Genomic DNA, 21,764 nt, shown 5'->3' on the forward strand with positions numbered 1-21,764 from the left:
GAACTAAAGCAGTTTCAACCATCTATTCCATAATATTTACATTTTGGGATTCGACCAACTTGCGAAGATTGATAAGCGCATATCGCATTCTTCCCAGGGCGGTGTTGATTCCAACACCAGTGTTTTCCGAAATTTCGGTATAGCTCATTCCCCGAAAAATTCGCATCATTAAAACTTCCTTCTGATCATGATGGAGCTGTTCCACCAGTCTAATCAGGTTTTTGTCCAATTGCTGCTTTATGAGATTACTTTCCGCGTTTGGTTCGCCGTCTTCAATTACTGAAAAGATGTCAAAGTCATCCTTGCTCTCAAATATGGCCAGTCGCCTTCTTTTCCTTAAATAATCCACAATAAGATTATGGGCGATCTGCATTACCCATGGTAAAAATTTGCCTTGCTCCCTGTAATCTCCTCTTTTTAGCGTTTTGATAACCTTGACAAAAGTGTCCTGAAAAATATCCTCAGTAATCTCCCTATCCTTTACTTTGGAAAAAATATACCCCGAAATGCGACGATTGTGTTTATTGATCAATTGACCAAGAACCGCTTCATTTCCTTCCATATACTTTTTAACCAATACTTCATCCTTAATTTCCATAATCAAATAGCCGTCATTGTTTGGCCATTGAATTTTTATTTACTTTCTTATATTTTAAAAGTAAATAATAAATTGTTATTCAATGAACCTAAAATTAATAATTTTACCCTTAAGCTCTTTATTATTAAACTTTAACATTGTTATAATAAATAATAATACTTTTTTTCATACATTTACTATGTTATAAAAAGTCAATTATAACAGTGCAATTCTAGAGTCTTAAATTCTACAGAGACTTTAAGTTTAGTTAGTCAATTCTGATTGAGTTAGTGGTAAAAAGGGCATCGCGTTTACGATGCCCTTTTCCATGAACAACATTTGGGAAAATGTATATTCCCAAAAAACCACCGAACCATAATTAAAACAGCTCAGTAAGCTACTTACCCAACCTTGAAGTGGTCAAATAGCAAAAAAAAATGGATGCTTAAAATCAAGCATAGCCCAATCCCCTTTAGGATACTAATGGACCCTGATGGTTATGCTTTTTTTTGAAGTATTATTTGTCCGCCCGCACAACGGAATAATGAAGTGTTTTAGGTTGGTTTATCTCATAGATGGCATCAACCATGATTTTTGATTTGGTCTCCAATTCTTGGATAACCTTGGAAAATTTATCTTGGACATAACGTTCGTACCCTATCTCCCTAAGCCGTAAGTAACGCTGATGCTCAGGATCACCAGAAAGGTCTTCCTCTTCCTCCTCTTCTTCCATCAACTCAGGATTAGCCAGTCCCTTTCTCAACAACCATTCATCCCTGATTTTCTCGATTACCTCTTCATTTCGTTTCTTATTGAGCTCGGCCACCGCTAATGCCTGCCGGTACTGAGGAGTTCTTGGATTGTTTTGCAATTCCACTCCCTTGGCAAGGTCCATATGGGAATAGGTCCCAACAGTTATATTGTCGATGATTACATGGTAATTCCCGTATTCCAATCCGACCACACGGATAATCTCTAATCCCAGTCTTGAGTCGGCGTTGGTCAAATTATATGCATATTGGGCATCTGCTGGTACCACCCACGGTAAGGCGTTTGCTTTAAAATCAAACTCAAGGGCTTCAGATTTTTCATTGCTCAAAATCCCATTTTTGGAGGCATAGTTCCAAAGCCCCTCTTTTTTGACCACTTCAATTTCCGAGACCATAGTATCCACCCCCATACCCTCCAATAAGGCAACGGCCATAATCAATTGGCCATCATACTCAGGATGCACGGCATCAGGGATAAAGGTAAAATCCGCATCCTTTTTTCTTGCTTCTCTGGTGTAATGGGTAAGATAGCCATGTAAATCTGCGTACCCATAACCTCTTAAGTTTGCCTGCTCCAAACACCAAGCGCCAAAGTAGGCAAGAACGGCATCGTAATGCATATTGGGTATCTTTTCCTTATCTACCCAATTTTCCCCAAGTAAAGCTTGATGGGTATCAAAAATAGTCGGGGTAAGCAGCAATGGTTTGACCTGGGCATTCACCAACTTTTGGGTGAGTTCCAGCATATCCCTTTTGTAGGTATTGAAAATAGTATCGTTCCATCGCGCATATTCCCCATCATTCATTCCAATAAGAATACTTGCATATTTGGGCTGATGTTTTAACACATCTTCTTCCAAACGCTTAAGCACATCGCCAGCGAAGTCTCCCGAAACCCCGGCATTCACAATACTGAGCTTTTTATCAGGATACCTGGTATAGAAAAAATCCTCTACGTACTGTGTGTAGGCGCATTGGTGGGTTATACTATTACCGATAAAAACAAAAGTATCCCCATCTTCCAATTGAACCTTCTGCTGGGTGTTCTTAAAATTCTGAGCCCCTAGCTGCGTGGAAACAAGGGCAAGGGTGAAAAATAAGGTACTAATGTATTTTTTGCTGTATTTCATTTTACAAAGGCCTCAGGTGAATTTTGTTTTATCAATATTAATTCAATGACAATGCTCTGGATTCCCCCTTTTTGATTTGTACATCCCAAACTTGGTCCCCAAATCGAATTTTGGTCGTATGCTCCGTTTTTGAGCTAATGTTCAAATGGGTAGGTTTTCCATTTTGCCATTCCATATCCACAATAAATCCTCCACGGGCAGGTAATCCCTTTACCTTACCGTTGGGCCATTCCTTGGGTAACGCAGGAAGCAATACAATCTCCTCGGTAGTGGATTGAAGCAACATATAGGAGACCACGGCGGGCATGCCTCCGCTAATATCGAGGTTGAAAATCTCTTGTGGATCATGATAGCTCACAAAGGATGGGGTCCAATAAGAGTTTACCAGCCAACGGATACATTCGTAGGCCAGTTCGGCATCTTTCAAATGGGATGCGGCCATTCCCAGCTGTACCAAACCAAAGGCCATTTCTCCCCCTTCCCTGCCCCGTCTATATTCCATACGTGCCTCAATGGCATTTTTGGCGGCATCGACCAACTCCGGATTATTCTTGAAATCTTCATCCACGCCATCATAGAGTGGATACAAATGCGAAGCATGTCTATGCTCATTGTTGTTATCATAGGATGCCCAAATCCATTCTTTCAATTCACCCTTATCGTCAACGGCATAGTCTGGCAAATTGTCCAAAATACCTTGGTACTCAGCAATCTTCTGTATTGAAATATATCCTTGATTGGCCAAAGTGATCAGATTCCTCAAGAGTTGCTTCATGGACGCCACATCCATAGTGGCATTTATAGCAACTGGATGTTTGTCCAATGGCCCAACTTCGGGCGAATACGAAGGAACAAACATGTATTGTCCATCTGCCGACCGATACAAGATCTGACTCAAGAATTCATAGGCCTTGAGCATAAATGGCAATGCCTGTTCCTTTAGGTAGTCCTCGTCCATGGTATACAGCCATTTGTCATAATGAAAATGTGCTGCCCAAGCCGTGCCAGCATACCAATAGATATGGGGGAAATATTCTGAATAATGGTACACACTACCAAATTCACTTGCCCTGGATGGCACATAGATGCCGTCCAATCCATAAAGGCCTTTGGCATTTTTCTCAAAATCCGCCAACATATCATCCATCATTTGCAAATACGAATCCGTAAGTTCTCGCAAATTGGTATTTAACCCGGATGCAATTACCGATGGGACATTCCCGTTCAGGGTAAAATCCCCCGACCATGCTGGCCGCCAGGTACCTCCCCAAATACCCTGTAAGGCTGGAGGGGTTTCCCCAGTACTGCAAATCACATTATATCTGGAAGCTTCTACGGTTTGAACCACCAATTCTGAATTAGTGGCCTGAAATGTGGAGGAGCTCAAAAGCGCTTCGGAAGTGATATTTCTTCTGTCAGTCTCACCCAACTGAAAACTAAAGCGGTTAAATAATTCCCCATGGATTTGGGCATGTGGTTCCAAAAGAGTATCATAGGAAGACCCTAATGCATCCAATTTTTTCTTCAATTTGATGGATTGCGAGCCCTCTTCTTTTTTATAGTTCAATTTAACTGTGGATAACACCAAAATCTCATCAGCATTCTTTACCTGGATGCTGTTTCCATCTACCTTCAGAGAACCATTCCGTGGCATAATCTTGGATACCACCGTGTACGATTTCAATGATCCTTCCCATTCCCTTTCAAAGGTTGTCTCATAGGACAAACAATCACTTTGCGCCTTTATGTCCAATTTCGAAACAAATTCTGTTGGATCAAAAGCATCTTCCTCTTCTTCTGCTTCGGGCAAGGGCAATTGGTTCAAGTTAAACTTGTAATTGAGTTTGCCAGCAGTAAGACTTTGAATGTGCAAAACGGCAACACTGTCAGTACGGGAAACAAAGGCTCTTCGAGAGATAACTTCATTTTTAGTCCCATAGTTAACCGTTATTTCTCCGGTTTCGTAGTTTACCTTTCGGGAATATAGGTCATCCTTAATTGGATTTAGGTTCTCCAATTCCAGTTGGCAGGCCGGGATATGGGGATTGGTCCAAATAAATTCGTCTTCTATTCCAATTTTTACCCCCTCTTCCACGGCAATCATGGAAGCTTCTTGCTCCCTACCTTCTAAAACAAGTTCCCGGATTTCAGCCAACCGACTCCCCAAATTTGGAGCATCATAAGGAGGATATTCCGGCATAAACAATTTCTCATGGCTAATGACCATTCTATCTTTATGAGGATTGCCCGGGATTAGAATCCCTAGCGTCCCATTTCCGCTGATGGCGGATTCCTCCCATTTGGAAGCTGGTTTATCGCTTATAAAACCATGTTGAGGGTTTTGGTCAAAAACGTAAGCAATGTCCAATTGCTTTTCTGAGTTGCAAGACACAAGAGCCGCTCCCACTAGAATGGCCATAAATCTCTTTGCGTTCATGTTGTATCGTATCTATTTGGTTAACTATTGACTTTAAAAAGCTGATTCATTTGTTCCTGGTATGAAGAAAAGCACCACACCACTTAATTTTAAATGGCATGGTGCAACGTTACTTCAACATGGTTTTCCCCAAACAATCCATAAAAGGGAAAACAAAATCCAAGGAACTATTTTTTAATTGGCCTGGTTAGGTCTTAGATTCGCATTGGTATCCAGTTCACTCTGGGGAATACCCGCTACTTCATCCTGACCATCTGTAAAAGTGCCAAAATTGGCATCCTCTGCCTGTTGCGCATTGTTATACTTGCCGTATCTTTTCAAATCAAAGAACCTCCAATTCTCGCCTGACAATTCCAGAATACGTTCTTGCTCCAGTTGATCCCGAAAGGCACTCTGGCTGTCTGCAGCTCCAGGGTAGGCATCCAACAAAGCCGGTCTTTCCGATCTGGCCCTTACTTGATCCACATAAGTAACCGCTTGTGCTGTATTGCCCGCAGCATTTAGGGCCTCGGCATACATCAACAAAACATCTGCATAGCGTATTACTATATAGTCCGTACCTCCATCGGCCAAAATGGTCATAAAGGTTGGAAGTCCAGAACTTGGATCAACATTGTTGGCCGTGTGTTCTTGTTCCGAATATTTATAGAACCCTGTAAGCAAATTCTGGTCGGGTGCCTCATCCGCCCATGCTTGCCCGCTCAAACCATAATAGGTCAATTCCGAACCTGGGTAAATTATCGTTTGATCCATTCTTGAGTCCTTACTTCCCGTGGCATCCTCTTCCCTATTGAAAGCATTGAAAATCATATTGGAACATTGGATATCCCCAAAGGCGCCTCCTTGTTCAGAAACACTGAAAATTTGGTGACGTCTGTTGGAATCCGTCTCGTTCGTGGGACCGTCCTCAATAAAGTTAACTAAAAACACAGCTTCTGGGTTCACGGTGCCGGTTTCCATAAAATTATCAGCATAATTCGCCAACAAACTATATTGCCCCGAATCAATAACTGCTTTTAACAAAGGCTCAGCCTCGGCAAAACGCTGTTGTTGAAAATAGGTCTTGGCCAGCAGTGCCTGCGCAGCACCTTTGGTAGCACGTCCATAATCATTTTCCGACCAACCCAAGGGAAGCTTATCAATTGCAGAAAGCAACATGGATTCAATCAAGGCGTAAATCTGCCCATCCTCAGCTGTGGAGGGTCTGTCACCAGGATTTTGTACGCGATCAACATACGCTACATTCTCTCCAAAATATCCTACCAAATTAAAGTAGGCCAGTGCAATCAAAAATTCGGCTTGTCCAGCAATGGCGGGTTTATTAAATCTTGGCTCGTTTTCCAAAACTTGATACGCCCTACTAATCATGGTATAATTGCTTCCCCAGTGTGGACCTCCAAAGGCATCGGTATCCGAAAGAGTGAAGCGCACCAAGGCATTGAATTCAAATGGATGCTCATTGGTACCTTCATCCGAAAGCCCCGAATAGATGATATGAAGGTTCTGTCCGTACATGGTATCAAACTGCAATACATCATAAGCTGCAATGACACCCTGGTCCAGTTGCGATTCTGTTTGCCAGAAAGTGGACTCCGATACTTGGTTTGGATCTACTTGGTCCAACTCGGAACAGGCAACCAACGAAAAGGTCAATGCAAAAGCGTAAACTAATTTTATCTTATTTTTCATCATCATTTTTTTATAAAGAAACATTTAAACCTAACGCTATAGATCGAACCACTGGGTATCCCAGTTCAGCTTCACCAGCCGTAAAGAAACCACCTTCAAACTCTGGTTCTATGCTTGTGAAATCCGTCCACGTGAACAAGTTCTGTCCTGAAATAAACAATCTTAAATTATCTACATCTTTCCAAGGAACCGTATAACCAATCTGCAGATTTCTCAGTTTTACAAAACTGCCATCCTCTACATACAAGGTACTTGCTGCGTAATTCCCGTGATCGCCAGCTGTCTGAGGCCTTGGATGGGTTCCAACCCCATTAATGTATGGATTATAATTGGCCGGATAATTGCTCGCGATATCCGCATGCAATCCTTGAATAGGCCCATTCAGTACATCTCTTCCAAACAAGCCCGAAAAGAATGCAGTGAAATCCCAATTTTTATATGCTGCTGTGAAATTTAATCCAAAGTTGACAGTCGGTAAGGTATTCCCCACGGCTACCCTATCATTCTGATCGATAATATTGTCTCCGTTCACGTCCCTGTATTTGGCATCTCCCACAATGGGTTCAAACTCTCCCACCATAAATCCAGCTGGTAGGGCGGCAATATCCTCTGAAGTGTACAATCCTTGGTAGTCCCAAACAAATAATCTTGCTCTTGGAGATCCTACTGATGTAATAGAGCTTCCAACAATACCCGTAAAACCGGCAGGAACACTTTTTACCGAGGTCTCCGTTGCAAATGCATTGGCACTGATGCTATAGGTAAAATCCCCTTCAAGCTTTCTAAACGTTAGTGCAGTTTCCCAACCTTTACGTTCATTGGTCACGGCATTTAATCTTATAGTACTGCCAAACCCAATACCGGCTGACGCGGGAACAGGAACATCGGCCAACAAGTTTTCAACCTCACCAAAGTAATAGTTTCCTTCAAAGGCCAATTTTCCATTAAACATTTCCAAATCCACACCAAAGTTATACTCACTCACCCTGGCCCAGGTCAAATCCGGGTTCCCTAATGCAGCATCCCTTGTTGCACCTGCCGCTGCCGTTCCTGTTGGACCTAGGTTATAGTTGGGTCCTCCAGCGCCTTGGGAAATTCCTGTGGTTCCGATATAGGGATTATCCCCTGCATCATTGTTCCCAACCTCCCCGTAGGCAGCCCTAAGCTTTAACTGGGAAATGGCATCAACGTTAAAGAAGGCTTCATTGTGTACGTTCCAACCTATATCAAGGGATGGAAATACATCATCCCTGTTCTCTCCAAGAAATACAGAATAACTATCGCGGCGAACAGATGCCTTCAACAAATATCGATCATCAAAATCATAGGTGAATCTCGATAGTAATGAGTGTGTCGCCACTGTTGACCTGCTGCTTCCCACAGTTGGGATTCCAGTTCCTTGAGGTGTTGCAGCCGAGACTTCAAACAAACCTGCTTCGAATGCATTGAGGGAATTATCAAATGCGATGGAAGTGCCAAAAGAGGTTTCCTCCAAATCATTGAATGCCCCCATAAGTGAAAAGGTATGTTTACCAAAGGTTTTCTCATAGGTAAGCCTATGTTCAATATAGGTAGTCTGGTCCTCCGAATCAGCTACAGATAAAGCTGAACCTACTAAGGTGGTACGACGAATCTGATTACGCGGGTTAAAGAGCTTGTTATAGCTTGTTCCCCGTTCTATTCCCAAACTAAAGTGGTAATTCAAACCGTCAAAAATGGTAAAGTCTGCATAGACATTTCCTAATATGTTGTGGGTCTCCGTGGTGTTTTTGTACAGGGCCGCAAATCCAATAGGGTTGACCATAAAGCTCAAATTATTGGTATCTCCATGACCATAGCCACTAATTTTGGTTGGATCAAATACCGGAATAACAGGAAGAGCATCTATGGCAGTAGGAACGGCTAGACCCGCTGCAGCCGCATTGTCCTCTTCTGCTCCACCGCTTAAGCGAACTCTATTAAAGGCAACATTCTGCCCTACTGTAAGACGATCCTTGATAACTTCAAAGGAAGAATTCAATCGAATCCCCGATCTATCAAATTTCGGTCCTGGAACGGTTCCATCTTGATAGGTATGGTTAACCCCGAACAACACCGTGAAACGATCACCTCCTCCAGAAACGTTGGCGTTAAAATCTTGAAGGGTGGCTGTTCTGAACACTTCGCTTTGCCAATCTGTATCAATACCTGGTAGATTAAAGGCGTGGGCAGGCTGAAGTCCGCTAGCGTTGGGCGAATCAAAGGCTGCCCTAACAATTCTGGCCCAACCTTCAGCATTGGTCATATCAAGTTTTTCAGCAATTTGCTGAAAACCGGTGGTTACATTGGCACTAACACGAAGCTTTCCTTTTTGCCCCTTTTTAGTTGTAATCACAATGACCCCGTTACCAGCACGTGAACCGTATATGGCAGCGGAAGAAGCATCTTTAAGAATTTGGATGTTTTCCACGTCGTTGGGATTGATCGTAGGTGCTCCTGAAAGAATAACCCCATCCACCACATACAGCGGGTTGTTGTCATCAAAGAATGCCGAACCCCTAATCCTGATATCACCAATGGATCCCGGCTCACCATTGGCCACAACGGTAACCCCCGCAGCCCTACCTTGAAGTCGGTCGGTAATATTGGTGTACTGACTTTTTTCTGTTTCTCCTACATCGATAATGGAAACAGCCCCTGTCAAGGAACTTTTCTTTTGTTTACCATAACCAATCACCACTACTTCATCCAAAACATTTTGATCTGCTTGAAGACTAACATTGATTGTGGTTCTTGCCCCTACAGGTATGTCTTGGGTGACAAATCCCACAAAGCTAAAGGTTAAAACTGCATTGGAATCGCCTACCACGATGCTGTAGTTTCCATCAAAGTCGGCCACCACACCATTGGTTGTGGATTGCTCAACTACCGTGGCGCCAGCAAGTGGCTGTCCATCTGCATCGGTAATTGTACCTGTAATTGTATTTTGGGCGATTGCACTTGACTGCAGCCCAACTATCAGCCCCAGAAATAATAGGGCACTCTTAAATCTTATTATATATTTCATTTTAATCTCTTTGTTATGCGTGAATTATTCCTTGATGCCCAATCGTACATCGTCAACGTTGAATGAATTTCCTGAAGCTTCCGTATTAAATCCGATGGCGAATACGGCGGACAAATCAGCTTCAATGTCCAAGTCGTCAAAAACAGCCTGCAAGTCTTCCACCACTATAGTGTTAAAGCCAGGGTTGCCCAGAACTACGTCTTCACCCAAATCTGCCATGGTAATGGAGAATTCCTCCCCAGCACCAAAGAATATGTTCACGTTTGTAGCATCGTTCACGTTCGCATAACTAAACTCGAATCTCGGTTGGTTAGAAATATCAAGTTCTTGAGTGAACAGTTCAATCCCGACCCAATCGCCTGAAGATGGACCAATCAAAGCAGAACCACTGCTAATAAAGCTACCTTCTGAATATATGTCGTTCACTTCTTCTACAGCACCTTGCATCTGCTCTGTAAAACCTCCATCTGGCACATCGAAATTAATTTCAAGAGCATATACCAAATCAACTCCTTCTTCTACCGATACGCCTATAGTGGTACTCACCGCATTCCCGTTGGAATCTGTGACGTCAACGCTAATAACCGCAGTTCCGATGGAAACAGACCGTAAGGTTAATATAGAACCGTTAATACTGGCTTCTACCACACCCGGGTCACTGGAATTAACAACAAAGGACAAGGCATCGTTTTCCTGATCGTTTACATTGGTAGATAGATCAAACGTTTTTGGTCCGCTTATTTCTTTTAGGGTTTTGCTACTAATCGGGGTCACTTGGGGAGCCTGATTAATAATAAGTACTTCTGGAAATTCAACCTCAATTGGGTTCTCACACGAAGAAAAGCCCAAAATCAGAATCAGACCCATCAAAGTAATTTTTCCAATAATTTTTTTCATGAGTTATTTAGTTAATTGTTGTAAAGTTCGGATAAATGTATAAAAATTATTTTTACTTTTTAAAATTTAGTAAGTAAGTTTTGTTAAGTTGGCAATACGCACTTCACCCATTTTGGTTTTCGATCAGCCCGACCCCTATATTTTATAGGGCAGTTCCCAATTATTAAACCAATTATGAATTCAGTATTTTTTCATACTACATTTTACACATTTAACAAATCAATCGACAAAATTTAAGCTAATTCCTACTTTACCACATGGTTTGTTAAATCTCAATCGCAACTTATTTTACACCTTTCAATGTTACCTTAAGCGCAAAAACAACACCTATTATCATTCTGTTCGTTGTTTAGTATAGGTTGATCTCTCTAAAATATCTGTTTTAGCTTAAAAATCATATAAATTAAATAACTTACTTTTGAACTTTTACTAAGTTGTATCCTTTTAATAGAGATCAATAAGAATTCCAAAAGACAAACCTATGAGATTAGTGCGCAATACAGCCTTACTATTGGCGACCTTTATTCTTTATAGCTGCAATGAAAACCGAAGCAATGAAGTGGTCCAAATCCAATATTATGAATCCAATTGGGAGTCGCTCTCCCAACATCAAACCCCAGAATGGTTAAAGGATGGTAAGTTTGGTATTTATACCCATTGGGGCATCTACTGCTATTCCGGAATCAATGGAAATGTTACCTGGAACTCGAGTGTGGCGTATATGAATCCTGAAAGTGAATGGGGACAAGATTTTGAACGGGTGCATGGCAAGCTTACCCCCGATTTTGGCTATAAGGACCTAATTCCCAAATTTACCGGCGAGAAATTTGATGCAGATGAATGGGCGGATTTATTTGCCAAGTCAGGCGCCAAATTCGCCGGGCCTGTGGCAGAACATCACGATGGCTTTGCCATGTGGGATAGCCAATATTCCAAATGGAACGCCGCCCAAATGGGACCCAAAAGAGATGTGGTGGGCGAGCTGGGCAAAGCCATTAAAGCCAAAGGAATGAAATTCGTCACCGCTTTTCATCACTCGGCCAATTGGTACTTTTTCCCTACTTGGGATAAAACCAAGGATTCAAGCAATCCCGAATTTTCTGGCCTTTATGGCCCAATTCATGAAGAAGGCGATGTGCCCACCAAGGAATATATGGAGGAGTGGAAAGGGAAGTTGATCGAGGTGGTGGATAATTACCAGCCAGATTTTGTGTGGTTTGATTTTGCGCTGGACATTATCCGGGAAGATTATGTAAAAGACTTCGTGACGCATTACTACAACTCTGGATTGGACCGCAACGAAGAGGTGATCATTTCATACAAGCACCATGACCTACCTCCTGGGGTGGGACTCTTTGATTTAGAATTGGGCGCAGCTTCCAAATTAACCCACTACGATTGGATAACGGATACCACTATTGACAATGGGCCATCATGGGGCTACAGACCTAATTTGGAATATGAACCCGTAAACAACCTCATCGATAATTTGGTATATCGGGTGAGCAACAACGGATACCTATTATTGAATATAGGACCAAAATGGGATGGAACTATTCCCGAAGAAGCCAAAAATGCCCTATTGGGCATGGGGAATTGGCTAAAAATCAATGGTGAGGCCATCTATGGTACAAGGGCTTGGACCAAATCGGGAGAAGGACCTGGAAGCGAAGAAACCGAAGAAGAATATGAAGTGGTGGACGATCTAAAAGACCTGAATCCAGATGAAGAGGACGAGGACGAAGGCATGGATTTTGGAAAAGAGGACATCCGATTCACCACTAAAGGCAATGTGCTGTATGCAACCATACTGGGTTGGCCCGGTGATTCGGTGACCATTAAATCATTAGTACGGCATTCAGGCGATACGAAAGGCAAAAAAGCCTGGGGCTATGTTGATTTGGACGAGGATGCACAAAATCACATTTCGGGCTATTACCTTTACCCAGATGAAATTGAATCCATAACCATGTTGGGCGACGGAAATGCGTTGGACTGGGAACTCGTCCCTGCTGTGGGACTCAAAGTGCAAATGCCCAAGTCCCGCCCCTGTGAATACGCCTATGTGCTTAAAATAGTTCGCAAATAGAGCATAAATGTAAAGGTGAGTTCAGAAACTATATGTTAATATTTATTAGTTTCTAACTTTAATTTAGTAAGTTTGGAGACAGCGGATTCCGCACAACTTAATTTGGTAAGGAAAGCGCTGAAAGAATACAACTATATGTAATTGGAAAAATAAAAAAGATGAGAACTAAATCCTATGCGATAGCCATTGCGCTATTTCTAATTTCCTTGACCTACTCCTGGAGCCAGGTCAACCCAATCCAGCACTTCGATTTTGACAAGATCAGGGTGGAACGGCAAAAGGCCAATTTGGAAAGAGGAGAAACCTATGTGCCCAAGGAGGTATTTGCTTATGTTACCGAAGCAAGTGGAAAAGAACACAATCTAAATGGAAAATATTACAAAAGCGTTCCCGGTGTAAAGGGAAATGCTGTTTTGTTGGACGGATACACTGCTTACGTAAACATTGAGGAGGAATTTGATGAGGAAGCTGACGCAGCAATTCGCGATGAACTTACAGAATTTACTGTTGAAAGCTGGGTGGCCCTTGGTGCCTATCCTAAAAATTTCTGTTCCATATTCAATCACCGAAGACCTTTATCCGACGGCTCCACTGAAGGTTACAGTCTGGAATTGGATTCCTGGGGAAGACCTGTTCTAAAGTTGGGAACTTATGAGGGAAAAATGGAAACGGTGATGAGCGATAAACAGTTGGAACTCAATGCATGGACCCATGTTGCAGGAACCTATTCACCAGCAGGTGGAATGACCCTCTATATCAACGGGGAACAAGTTGCCAATAGAAAGTTTGAAGGCACCTTCTCCACTATCAATTACCATGGTGATGTAGAAAAGCTAATAGGTAGAAGCAGGGTAGCCGCCAGACCTACTGGAACCATTCGGCCTGAAGGTACCGAAAAGTCATTGACCTATTTGGACGGGATTCTAGATGAACTAAAATTATATGATAAATCTTTGGACGCAAAAACCATTGCTACGGCCTACAAAAAGGAATCGAAATCATTGAGCGCACCTGCCCTCCCGAAAAGAAAATTCCCATCCGGGCCACAATCTCCCGGTGTTTTTAGAGCAGTTAATACTACCTTGGAATATTACCCTGGATGGGATGCCCCATGGGCCGTGGACAAACATGCGGATGTTGTGGTACAATTTGATGAAACGGATTGCAAGTTCGTATTCTGGAGAGGCACAGGCTATATCCCCAGCTGGGTAAGTGAAAATGGTATTTTCTTCAACAATGGTTTTAATGAAGGCTGGAATGACCATGGAAGTTGCGAGCCGATGTCGGACAAAAAAACCAAATACTCCAGCGTAAAGATCATTGAGAGTACTCCCGCCCGGGTGGTGGTACAATGGCGCTACGGATTGGTTGATGTGGTTGGGAACTTCGCTTTTGAAGATCCACAGACCGGATGGGGCGACTGGACCAATGAAACCTATACTATTTATCCAGACATGTCCGCGGTACGTGAAGATGTTCTGCTTAGTAATGCTCCCAACGCTGCCCATGAATGGCAGGAGAGTATGGTGGTCATGGAACCTGGTCAAAGGCCTGAAAGTGTATTGGAATTTGAAGCCCTTACCGTATCCAACATTGGTGGTGATAGTAAAACCTATTCTTGGGAGCACCAAGCACCCCCTTTATGGCCTCCGTATCCGCAAAACATCACCAATCAGATTGTAAACACAAAATCGAAATACAAGCCTTTTTCATCCCTTCGTCCACAAGATATTGCAGGTGGGATCAACGGTGGCCAACCCGCCAGTATGGATGTTTATGCAGGGGAGTTACGAAGAAACATCAGTGTATTCCCATGGTGGAATCACTGGCCTGTGGCAACAAGGCCCACCGACGGTAGATTTGCCATGGTAGCGGATCGCGGCTCCCATGCCTCTCTGTCCCATTACTTCTGGAATGCCTATAAAACAACGGATCGTTCCATGACCAAGATCATGCTATGTGGAATGACGGACCAAAATATTGAGACCGTGGTCAAACAAAATAAAAGTTGGTCCAATCCCGCTGCCATTTCATTGGGAGATAATGCTTCCAAGGCCTATTACAAGCCGGAGGAAAAAGCCTATACAATTGCACTTGATGATCAAGTACCTTCTTTGGCCATTACTTTGGATGCTTCCAAGGAGTCCCCGGTATTGAATCCGGCTTTTGTGGTTGAGAATTGGGGACAGCGAAATCTCTCTTCCATAGAGGTAAATGGAGAGGCCTTAAATGCTAAAGATGGTAGATACGGATTCAAGAACTCCCTCAACAGCGTTGACCTCATCGTATGGGTAAAAGCAGAATCAGATGCTCCAATCACTATTGATATAGCAGCTCAAAACTAGGTCCAAGGCAAAATTTGAACCAGTATTTTCAACCCCGTTGACACTTTTTACAGGATGTAGACGGGGTTCTTTTTTTTTATGGTTAACCCAATATCGCTCCTTTGCCTGCCCAATTTTCCACTCATTCAAGGCATAAAATCTTTCCCAAACCATCCGAACGCCTTCATTTTCCTGCCTTAATAACTACAGGAATACTGTTCTCTGGTCAAAAAAACCTTGTTAACTATTCATGTAGGGTAAAATAAACAAAATGGTTGTGCTAAGAATCCCTGGAAAGTTTATCCGATAAATTGGAAATGGCCTTCTATAATTTGGCGAGTTTGATTGATCTAAAACTAACCTTATATCTTGATTCTGGATGAATTTGAAACCCAATAAATCCTGATTTTTGTATGGAAGAATCTGATTCATACCAATCAACGGTTTTTATCCCATTTAACCAATGTTGAATGTGGTCTCCTTGAACACGGATGCGGACATGGTTCCAACCTTTTTTGTTATACAATTGTTTAATAGCTGATTTGTCAAGGTCACTTACACTAAGTTGTCTGCCATAGGGATCGTGCAGTTCTCCCCACCAAAGTTCCTTCTCTCCAGCCCATCCCCCTAGATCGAACTCATATCCTAACACTTGTTTTTCGGCATTCCATTTTCCACGATAGTACACTCCTGAATTTCGGTTACCATCCCCCTCAAGCTTGCACCATAAAGTCAGCTCAAAATTTTCAAAGGCCTTCTCGGTGATCAGCCAGGATGGGTCCTCCGGATTTCGCTTGGATATGGTTGCGCCGACCAACATACCGTCTTCTACCTTCCACCACTGATTTTCTCCCTTCCATCCTGTTAAATCTTTCCCATTAAACAATGAAATTGCAGTTCCATTTTGGTCAGATCTATGCTCTTGGGCGACACCCATAAAACTGGATACCATCAACACTGCCAAAAAAGCTGATAAAACCGAATTTATTACTGACTTTCCCATCTGGTTAAATTTTAAGTTGTGCATCTCTATTTTCCAAATTCCGAGAATACTTCCCGAACGTTGGACAAACTGATCTTCATAGCTTCCATAGGAGCCATGGTATGCGGGGTTTCATCATCCACCGCCTGCTCCAAGACCAGTGCAGGCCGTTGTCCGTTTTGAAGTAGTAAATCGGCAATATGACCATAATCAATATCACCCTGCCCGAAGGTTTCTGCCCATACCCCATCAACAGTTTGTCTCAAGTGAAGCTCACCAATCCTGCCCACATAGGTCCCAACAAGGTCGTACAGCGTCTGCAGCGAACCTGTGCCTTTATAAATCCAATCGGCATCTACACAAAGTCCCATATTTTCAGGTTGAGTACCATTTAAGGCATGTAGAAATTCCTTGGCATCGTTTTGCATTTCAATCTCATGATTGTGGAATAACATACGTATCCCCATTTTGCGAAATCCAGCCCCCAAAACATCAAGAGCCTTGGTTTGGATGATCAGTTCGTTATCCGTTTTATGTTCCACAGGACCCTCTTCCTTGGCTTCCGGATTCACCACAATAACATTTACTCCCATTTGCTTTAGCCGTTTTCCAATTTTTAGCAATTTAGAAATATGGCGTTCGGCCGTGTCTTCCAAATGCAAGGTTGGACTGGCAAACATGGAAATCGGTTTTAATTGTGCTTTTTGAATTTGGGAAAAGGTCTTCGGAAATCCCTGATGCATTTCCATAAGAACTTCCATACCATGCAAGGTGTTTGGCGCCAGCTTGTCCAGCGATTTGGCCAAATCCTTGTGCCACTCCTTCCCTTCCCTATCAAAATAGGTCAGCCAAGTAAATTCTTGGCAATATACTGGGAGTGCGCTGTCTTTTAAATTGTGGGATATCGCATCCCAAGGAGCCATTAGGCCCAGGGCCGACACCATTGTTGCATTCTGGATAAATCTTCTTCTTTCCATGATTATTATGTTGTTTCCAATTGCAGTTTAATACTATTGTACGGTTCGATTATTTCTGCAGAATTGCATGGGCAAAACGCTGGGCCATCTTCTCACTTCCTTGCACATTTGGGTGCCAGGCATCTTCAAGGTCCGCAGCTGAAAATCCGGTATTGCAATCGACCAATACGATTGGTGATTGGTTTGTATTCAGCTCGTTGGCCAAATTGGACCATCGTCCATTAATTTGGGCCACCAAATCATTTTGTGTTGGAAATTCGGTATTCAAAGGAATGATTTGCGCCAAAAGTATTTTTACATTGGAATTCTTGTTTCGAAGCGCTTGAATTATGGTACGCATACTTTGTTCCACATTTTCCAAGGTTGCGGCATCTTCAAAAATTACCTCAGCATCATTGGTGCCCAAATGCACCAGTACCACGTCTGGCGCAACCGCCAAGTCGTTCATCCAAGCATCAATCTGGTTATTGGCAATATCAATAGCGGTGATTCCGCTCACCGCTTGGTGTTTGTTATTAAATCCTTGCCCTTTATATCCCGGTAATCCATGGTCGGCATCACCACGATTCCCAATAAAAACGTGTTGATATTCGGCATCCACCAATTTCTTCCAAAGTGGATATCTATAATATTCTCCTTCTGTAATGGAGTTGCCCAAGGAAAGGATTTTGACCGTTGTTGCCGTAGGCCCCGGTTCTTCTCTACTTAATTTCTTGTCTGTGGAACAATTCAGTAAAAAGAACACAGACAAAACGTAAACTAACTTCTCCATAGGGCCTTTGGTTTTTTATCTTGGTCTAGAGCTTCCCTTTCTATTCACATCCCAAAACAGCTTGGATAGCGCTTGGACAATTTCCGGATGCTGATTCATTAGGTTATTGGTTTCCGCCAAATCATCCGCAAGATTATAAAGGGCAGTGGGCTTAAAATGTTCTTCAGTAGCCTCTTCTATAGATTCTTCCAAATCGAAAACGAGTTTCCAATCCCCTTTTCGGGTAGCGTACCCCAAATGAATATAAGAATCCCGAACAGGGCCATTCGATTGCTCACCATATAAAACTGGGGCAAAATCAAAACTGTCCGGCGCATCATCATCGCCCAAGGACGATTCCAGCACACTAGCCAAGGTGGCATATAAATCAACTTGACTTATCAATTCGTTACTTACCGAATTGGATTTTATTTTGTTCGGCCACTTTACGATAAATGGCACGCGGTGACCTCCTTCTTCTATCCAACCTTTATATCCTTTTAGGTTTCCGGCGGATTTATGTCCATCATAAGATTCCCTGGGGCCATTGTCACTAGTAAAAATTACAATGGTGTTGTCCTCGACCCCCAAGTCCTCGATGGTTTTGGTAATCTGACCAACGCAATAGTCGGTTAGAACAACCAAATCCCCTCTTGGGCCTGCATTGGATTTTCCTTTAACAAATTCAGCAGGTGACCACGGAATGTGGGGTAAGGAAAGTGGCAAATACACAAAGAAGGGTTTTTCTTCCGCCACCGTGCGCTTCATAAACTGAATTGCTCGATTGGTGAATGTTGTATCTGCTTTTTCATGCTCCCAATCATGTGCTGCCAGCACATCTTTGTAGTGGGTTTCCTTGGTCTGCCAGTTAAAATCACCAGGTACGTTGATGTCTTTAAGTTCTTTTAGAGGCAAGCCATGCAGCTTGTTTCGATCAATAAAGGCGAATGGTGAATCGTCGCTGGTGCAGCCTGATGTGCCAAAAAAATAATCAAATCCTTGATCCATTGGAGTCGAAATTAGGGGCGCTTCAAAATCTACATTGGATTCCTCCGGCTCTGCGTTTGGATCTTTAAATGTCCAATCCATCCCCACGTGCCATTTCCCTATAGCTGCGGTCTTATACCCGTTGTCCTGAAATAAGTTCCCCAAGGTATTTTCGTCTTTTGCAATAATCGGTGCCCCATACCCTTCTTGCAGTTCCACAGTATTGGTGGATCGCCAACAATAATTCCCTGTCAAAATGCTGTAACGGGATGGTGTACAATAGGATGCCGGGCTGTGGGCATCTGTAAATTTCATGCCTTCAGATGCCAGTTGGTCTATATGGGGCGTGTTTATTTTTGATTCAGCATAGTAACTGCTTACATCCCCGTATCCCAAATCATCTGCATAGATGATGATCACATTGGGTTTGCTAGCGACCTTATTGATCGTTACTTCTTCCTGAGTCTTTTTGTCATTGCTCTTTTTGCACGAATGCACTTGTGTAAAAACCGCAATTACCAAGAGGGTTTGAAACATGCATTTCATTCTTAATTTCATTTACTTGTTTTTAGTCTTGACTATTCCCAATCTTTAGATTGAGCACCTTATTTAAGATAAGGGAGAAGGCACCCATCAGAGCAGCATTCTCCCCAAAAGTCGATTCCAAAATCTGGATTTCCCTATTTAATTTCCCCATCGCATGTTTCTCCAGTTCAACCTTTAGTTTGTCCGTTAAAAACTCCTTGGCCCCGGTAAGCCCCCCAGATAAAACGATGCATTCCGGATTGAACAGTTTGACCATGGTGTCAACACCAATTCCAAGATAGGATACAGCCTTATCGTATATTTCCAAAGCAATCGGGTCACCCGCCATGGCCGCTTTAGTTACCATTTTAGCGTCTACCTCCCCAGCATTGGACTTTACCATTTTTGCCAATAATCCAGGTTCGTTGGACTCCCTTAGTCTTTTGCTGGCCATTTGGGCTATGCCATAACCCGAGGATAAGGCCTCCAGGGTACCCGAAAGCCCAGACCGCCCTTCTGACGCTATATTTTGGTCCACAATGATATGCCCCAACTCCCCGGCATAACCGTCCACACCGGAAAAAGGTTTTCCTTTGGCAATAATCCCGGCTCCAATTCCATAGCCCAAGTTCACGGTAATAAAGTTTTGGCAGTCCTTGCCAATCCCATACCACAACTCGCCTAGGGCTGTTAAGCGCGAAACATTATCATAGAACACTGGTAAATTGGTAAGCTGTTTGAGCGATTCCCGAACATTTACATTTTTCCATTTAAAAACTGGGGAATATTCCACTATCCCTGAGTTCTTATTGACCAATCCAGCAACGGCAAGTCCCACGCCCAATACATCTTTTCCCTTAGCCAGTTCACGGGATGTTAAACTATCAATTAGCCCACCAATCTGCTCCATGACCTTATCAAAACCTTTATCTATCTTGGTAGGAATTTCCCGTTCCATGATAAATTCACCATCCAAATTGGAAAGGACACCTCGTATAAAAGTGGTTCCCAAATCGATACCCACCACATAGTTCTCCTTGGAATTAAATTGTAGGATCTTTGGCCTTCTTCCACCACTTGATTCTCCTTTTCCAATAATGGAAACCAGTTTTTCCTTATTGATCAAATCATCGGAAATCCTGGTAACGGTCGGTGCGCTTAGCCCAGTTCGTTTGACAATTTCCGCCCTACTTATTTTCCCTTCGTTCCTGATGAGATGTAGGATCCTGATTTTGTTTAATCTATTGATATATATGGAATTACCGACCGGTAATTTTTTATCACTCATATGCTATAGTTTTATTTACTCTTGAAACCTGAATCAAAAGCTTGGTCAAAATCCCGTTTTCCGATTCAGTTACTAACAGCAAGTGAGGTTGTATTTCATGGGGTTTTGAACGTGCGACAATACTTAATAAGAGGCTTTTACCAGCTCAATCATTTCGGCTTTAGTAGCCACTTTTGGATTGGATTCATAATCTGGTAATACCATACATTGTTCTGCCAAAGCTTCAATTTCAGCTTCCGGCATGTTTACATCGCTCAATTTTTTATAGAGACCGATCTTTTTCAAAAACTTGATCACCGCACTTTCGGCATGTTTTGAAGCTTCTTCCAGACTTAGTCCTTTCAGATCGGAATCAAAAAGTTGGGCCATCCGTCCGTACTGCTCGGGAGCAGAATCAGCGGTAAACCTTGTACAGGCAGGATAAACGATTGCCAAGGATTCACCATGGGCCACATGCGGATACATTCCCCCAATGGCCATTCCCATTCCGTGCGGCAAAGTCACCCCAGCACTGGCAATACATAAACCTGCCAAGGTATCTGCCCAAGCCATTTTTTCTCGATACGCCACATTTTTTGGCTCGTCCAACACCTTTGGTAAAAATTCAGCAACATACTCAATGGCTTCCCATGCCAGCAAGTCCACATAGGCCCCGCGGTTGGGATGGATTGCACTTTCAAATGCATGACAGAACACATCAAAACCAGTAGTTGCAGTCACAAATCTCGGCAAGGTGGTCATCAACTCCGGATCCACGATGCAAGCATCAGGGAAAATCAGAGGATGGTACAAAGCGCTTTTGTCCCTTTCCTCCGTATTGGTGATCACAGAAACTTGCGTTACCTGTGAGCCTGTACCAGAGGTACTGCTAATGCTCACAATGGGCAGTGTTTTTTCTGTGGGCGGCTTTTTATAGAACAGATAATCCCAGGCACTCCCTTCGTGCGAGGCCTCAACTGCAATGGCCTTGGCTGCATCCATGCTGGATCCTCCACCAAGTCCCAAAATCACGTCCGCCCTGTGTTCAATGGCCATTTTGGCCCCTTCGGCACTAACCTCCGTAGTTGGGTTGGGAATGACCTGATCATAATGAGCCACCGAAATCCCGGCATCTTCTAGCAGCTGTTTTACCTTATTGTACATGGGCAAAGTAGCCTCCACCGCAGGGGTAGTAACCACTAGACATCTTGTTCCATATTTCTTGACAACCTCACCAACTTCGTTCACTTTTCCTGAACCAAATATGATTTCCGTAGGTTGATGGTATGTAAATGATTTCATCATAAATTGAATGA

At 43.0% G+C, this 21,764-nt stretch carries 14 protein-coding genes; 2 read left to right on the forward strand and 12 right to left on the reverse strand.

Annotated elements, in window-relative coordinates; all coding sequences use genetic code 11:
- Positions 1–22 precede the first annotated feature (22 nt).
- The 6 genes from FGG15_RS10380 to FGG15_RS10405 all read right to left on the reverse strand — a co-directional run bounded on the left by FGG15_RS10380 (position 23) and on the right by FGG15_RS10405 (position 10,546).
- Positions 23–598, reverse strand: a complete 576-nt coding sequence (locus FGG15_RS10380; protein ID WP_417936031.1) for a sigma-70 family RNA polymerase sigma factor — start codon at positions 596–598, stop codon at positions 23–25.
- A gap of 496 nt (positions 599–1,094) precedes the next feature.
- Positions 1,095–2,477, reverse strand: coding sequence for an SGNH/GDSL hydrolase family protein (locus FGG15_RS10385; protein WP_138835958.1), 1,383 nt, complete (start codon positions 2,475–2,477; stop codon positions 1,095–1,097).
- Positions 2,478–2,514: 37 nt separating this feature from the next.
- Positions 2,515–4,914 (reverse strand): glycosyl hydrolase family 95 catalytic domain-containing protein, encoded by a 2,400-nt coding sequence (locus tag FGG15_RS10390; protein WP_138835959.1) that lies wholly within the window; start codon positions 4,912–4,914, stop codon positions 2,515–2,517.
- Between the two features lie 174 nt (positions 4,915–5,088).
- On the reverse strand, positions 5,089–6,603 hold the full coding sequence (locus FGG15_RS10395; protein ID WP_161991953.1) for a RagB/SusD family nutrient uptake outer membrane protein: 1,515 nt from the start codon (positions 6,601–6,603) through the stop codon (positions 5,089–5,091).
- A 10-nt stretch (positions 6,604–6,613) separates the two neighbouring features.
- Positions 6,614–9,649 (reverse strand): SusC/RagA family TonB-linked outer membrane protein, encoded by a 3,036-nt coding sequence (locus FGG15_RS10400; protein WP_138835963.1) that lies wholly within the window; start codon positions 9,647–9,649, stop codon positions 6,614–6,616.
- 24 nt (positions 9,650–9,673) lie between these two features.
- Positions 9,674–10,546, reverse strand: a complete 873-nt coding sequence (locus tag FGG15_RS10405; RefSeq protein WP_138835965.1) for a hypothetical protein — start codon at positions 10,544–10,546, stop codon at positions 9,674–9,676.
- 481 nt (positions 10,547–11,027) lie between these two features.
- Between FGG15_RS10405 and FGG15_RS10410 the strand changes: the two genes are divergently transcribed.
- Entirely contained in the window at positions 11,028–12,635 is a 1,608-nt protein-coding gene (locus FGG15_RS10410; protein ID WP_138835967.1) for an alpha-L-fucosidase, read from the forward strand.
- A 158-nt stretch (positions 12,636–12,793) separates the two neighbouring features.
- Positions 12,794–14,980 carry a LamG domain-containing protein gene (locus FGG15_RS10415; RefSeq protein WP_138835970.1) on the forward strand — a complete coding sequence of 729 codons (2,187 nt, stop codon included), beginning with the start codon at positions 12,794–12,796 and terminating at the stop codon, positions 14,978–14,980.
- Between the two features lie 304 nt (positions 14,981–15,284).
- Here FGG15_RS10415 and FGG15_RS10420 read toward each other — a convergent pair whose 3' ends face one another.
- From FGG15_RS10420 to FGG15_RS10445, 6 genes are all read right to left on the reverse strand, one after another.
- Positions 15,285–15,962: a 3-keto-disaccharide hydrolase gene (locus tag FGG15_RS10420; protein ID WP_161991954.1), complete on the reverse strand. Its 678-nt coding sequence runs from the start codon at positions 15,960–15,962 to the stop codon at positions 15,285–15,287.
- Between the two features lie 26 nt (positions 15,963–15,988).
- On the reverse strand, positions 15,989–16,918 hold the full coding sequence (locus FGG15_RS10425) for a sugar phosphate isomerase/epimerase family protein (protein ID WP_138835974.1): 930 nt from the start codon (positions 16,916–16,918) through the stop codon (positions 15,989–15,991).
- Between the two features lie 49 nt (positions 16,919–16,967).
- Entirely contained in the window at positions 16,968–17,690 is a 723-nt protein-coding gene (locus FGG15_RS10430) for a GDSL-type esterase/lipase family protein (protein ID WP_138835977.1), read from the reverse strand.
- A 15-nt stretch (positions 17,691–17,705) separates the two neighbouring features.
- Positions 17,706–19,214 carry a sulfatase family protein gene (locus FGG15_RS10435; RefSeq protein WP_138835980.1) on the reverse strand — a complete coding sequence of 503 codons (1,509 nt, stop codon included), beginning with the start codon at positions 19,212–19,214 and terminating at the stop codon, positions 17,706–17,708.
- Positions 19,215–19,224: 10 nt separating this feature from the next.
- The gene (locus tag FGG15_RS10440; RefSeq protein WP_138835982.1) at positions 19,225–20,469 is read right to left on the reverse strand and encodes an ROK family transcriptional regulator; all 1,245 of its coding nucleotides are present in this window, start codon (positions 20,467–20,469) and stop codon (positions 19,225–19,227) included.
- 123 nt (positions 20,470–20,592) lie between these two features.
- Positions 20,593–21,753 carry an iron-containing alcohol dehydrogenase gene (locus tag FGG15_RS10445; RefSeq protein WP_202619548.1) on the reverse strand — a complete coding sequence of 387 codons (1,161 nt, stop codon included), beginning with the start codon at positions 21,751–21,753 and terminating at the stop codon, positions 20,593–20,595.
- Between the last annotated feature and the right edge of the window lie 11 nt (positions 21,754–21,764).

The organism is Flagellimonas algicola (assembly GCF_005937185.1).
GTDB lineage: Bacteria > Bacteroidota > Bacteroidia > Flavobacteriales > Flavobacteriaceae > Flagellimonas > Flagellimonas algicola.

Bases quoted from the DNA above. Each gene is read 5' to 3' on its own strand.
- FGG15_RS10430 (WP_138835977.1), bottom strand. From the start codon at position 17,690: ATGGAGAAGTTAGTTTACGTTTTGTCTGTGTTCTTTTTACTGAATTGT.
- FGG15_RS10385 (WP_138835958.1), bottom strand. From the start codon at position 2,477: ATGAAATACAGCAAAAAATACATTAGTACCTTATTTTTCACCCTTGCC.
- FGG15_RS10380 (WP_417936031.1), bottom strand. From the start codon at position 598: ATGGAAATTAAGGATGAAGTATTGGTTAAAAAGTATATGGAAGGAAAT.
- FGG15_RS10435 (WP_138835980.1), bottom strand. From the start codon at position 19,214: ATGAAATTAAGAATGAAATGCATGTTTCAAACCCTCTTGGTAATTGCG.
- FGG15_RS10395 (WP_161991953.1), bottom strand. From the start codon at position 6,603: ATGAAAAATAAGATAAAATTAGTTTACGCTTTTGCATTGACCTTTTCG.
- FGG15_RS10390 (WP_138835959.1), bottom strand. From the start codon at position 4,914: ATGAACGCAAAGAGATTTATGGCCATTCTAGTGGGAGCGGCTCTTGTG.
- FGG15_RS10440 (WP_138835982.1), bottom strand. From the start codon at position 20,469: ATGAGTGATAAAAAATTACCGGTCGGTAATTCCATATATATCAATAGA.
- FGG15_RS10445 (WP_202619548.1), bottom strand. From the start codon at position 21,753: ATGATGAAATCATTTACATACCATCAACCTACGGAAATCATATTTGGT.
- FGG15_RS10400 (WP_138835963.1), bottom strand. From the start codon at position 9,649: ATGAAATATATAATAAGATTTAAGAGTGCCCTATTATTTCTGGGGCTG.
- FGG15_RS10415 (WP_138835970.1), top strand. From the start codon at position 12,794: ATGAGAACTAAATCCTATGCGATAGCCATTGCGCTATTTCTAATTTCC.
- FGG15_RS10405 (WP_138835965.1), bottom strand. From the start codon at position 10,546: ATGAAAAAAATTATTGGAAAAATTACTTTGATGGGTCTGATTCTGATT.
- FGG15_RS10420 (WP_161991954.1), bottom strand. From the start codon at position 15,962: ATGGGAAAGTCAGTAATAAATTCGGTTTTATCAGCTTTTTTGGCAGTG.
- FGG15_RS10425 (WP_138835974.1), bottom strand. From the start codon at position 16,918: ATGGAAAGAAGAAGATTTATCCAGAATGCAACAATGGTGTCGGCCCTG.
- FGG15_RS10410 (WP_138835967.1), top strand. From the start codon at position 11,028: ATGAGATTAGTGCGCAATACAGCCTTACTATTGGCGACCTTTATTCTT.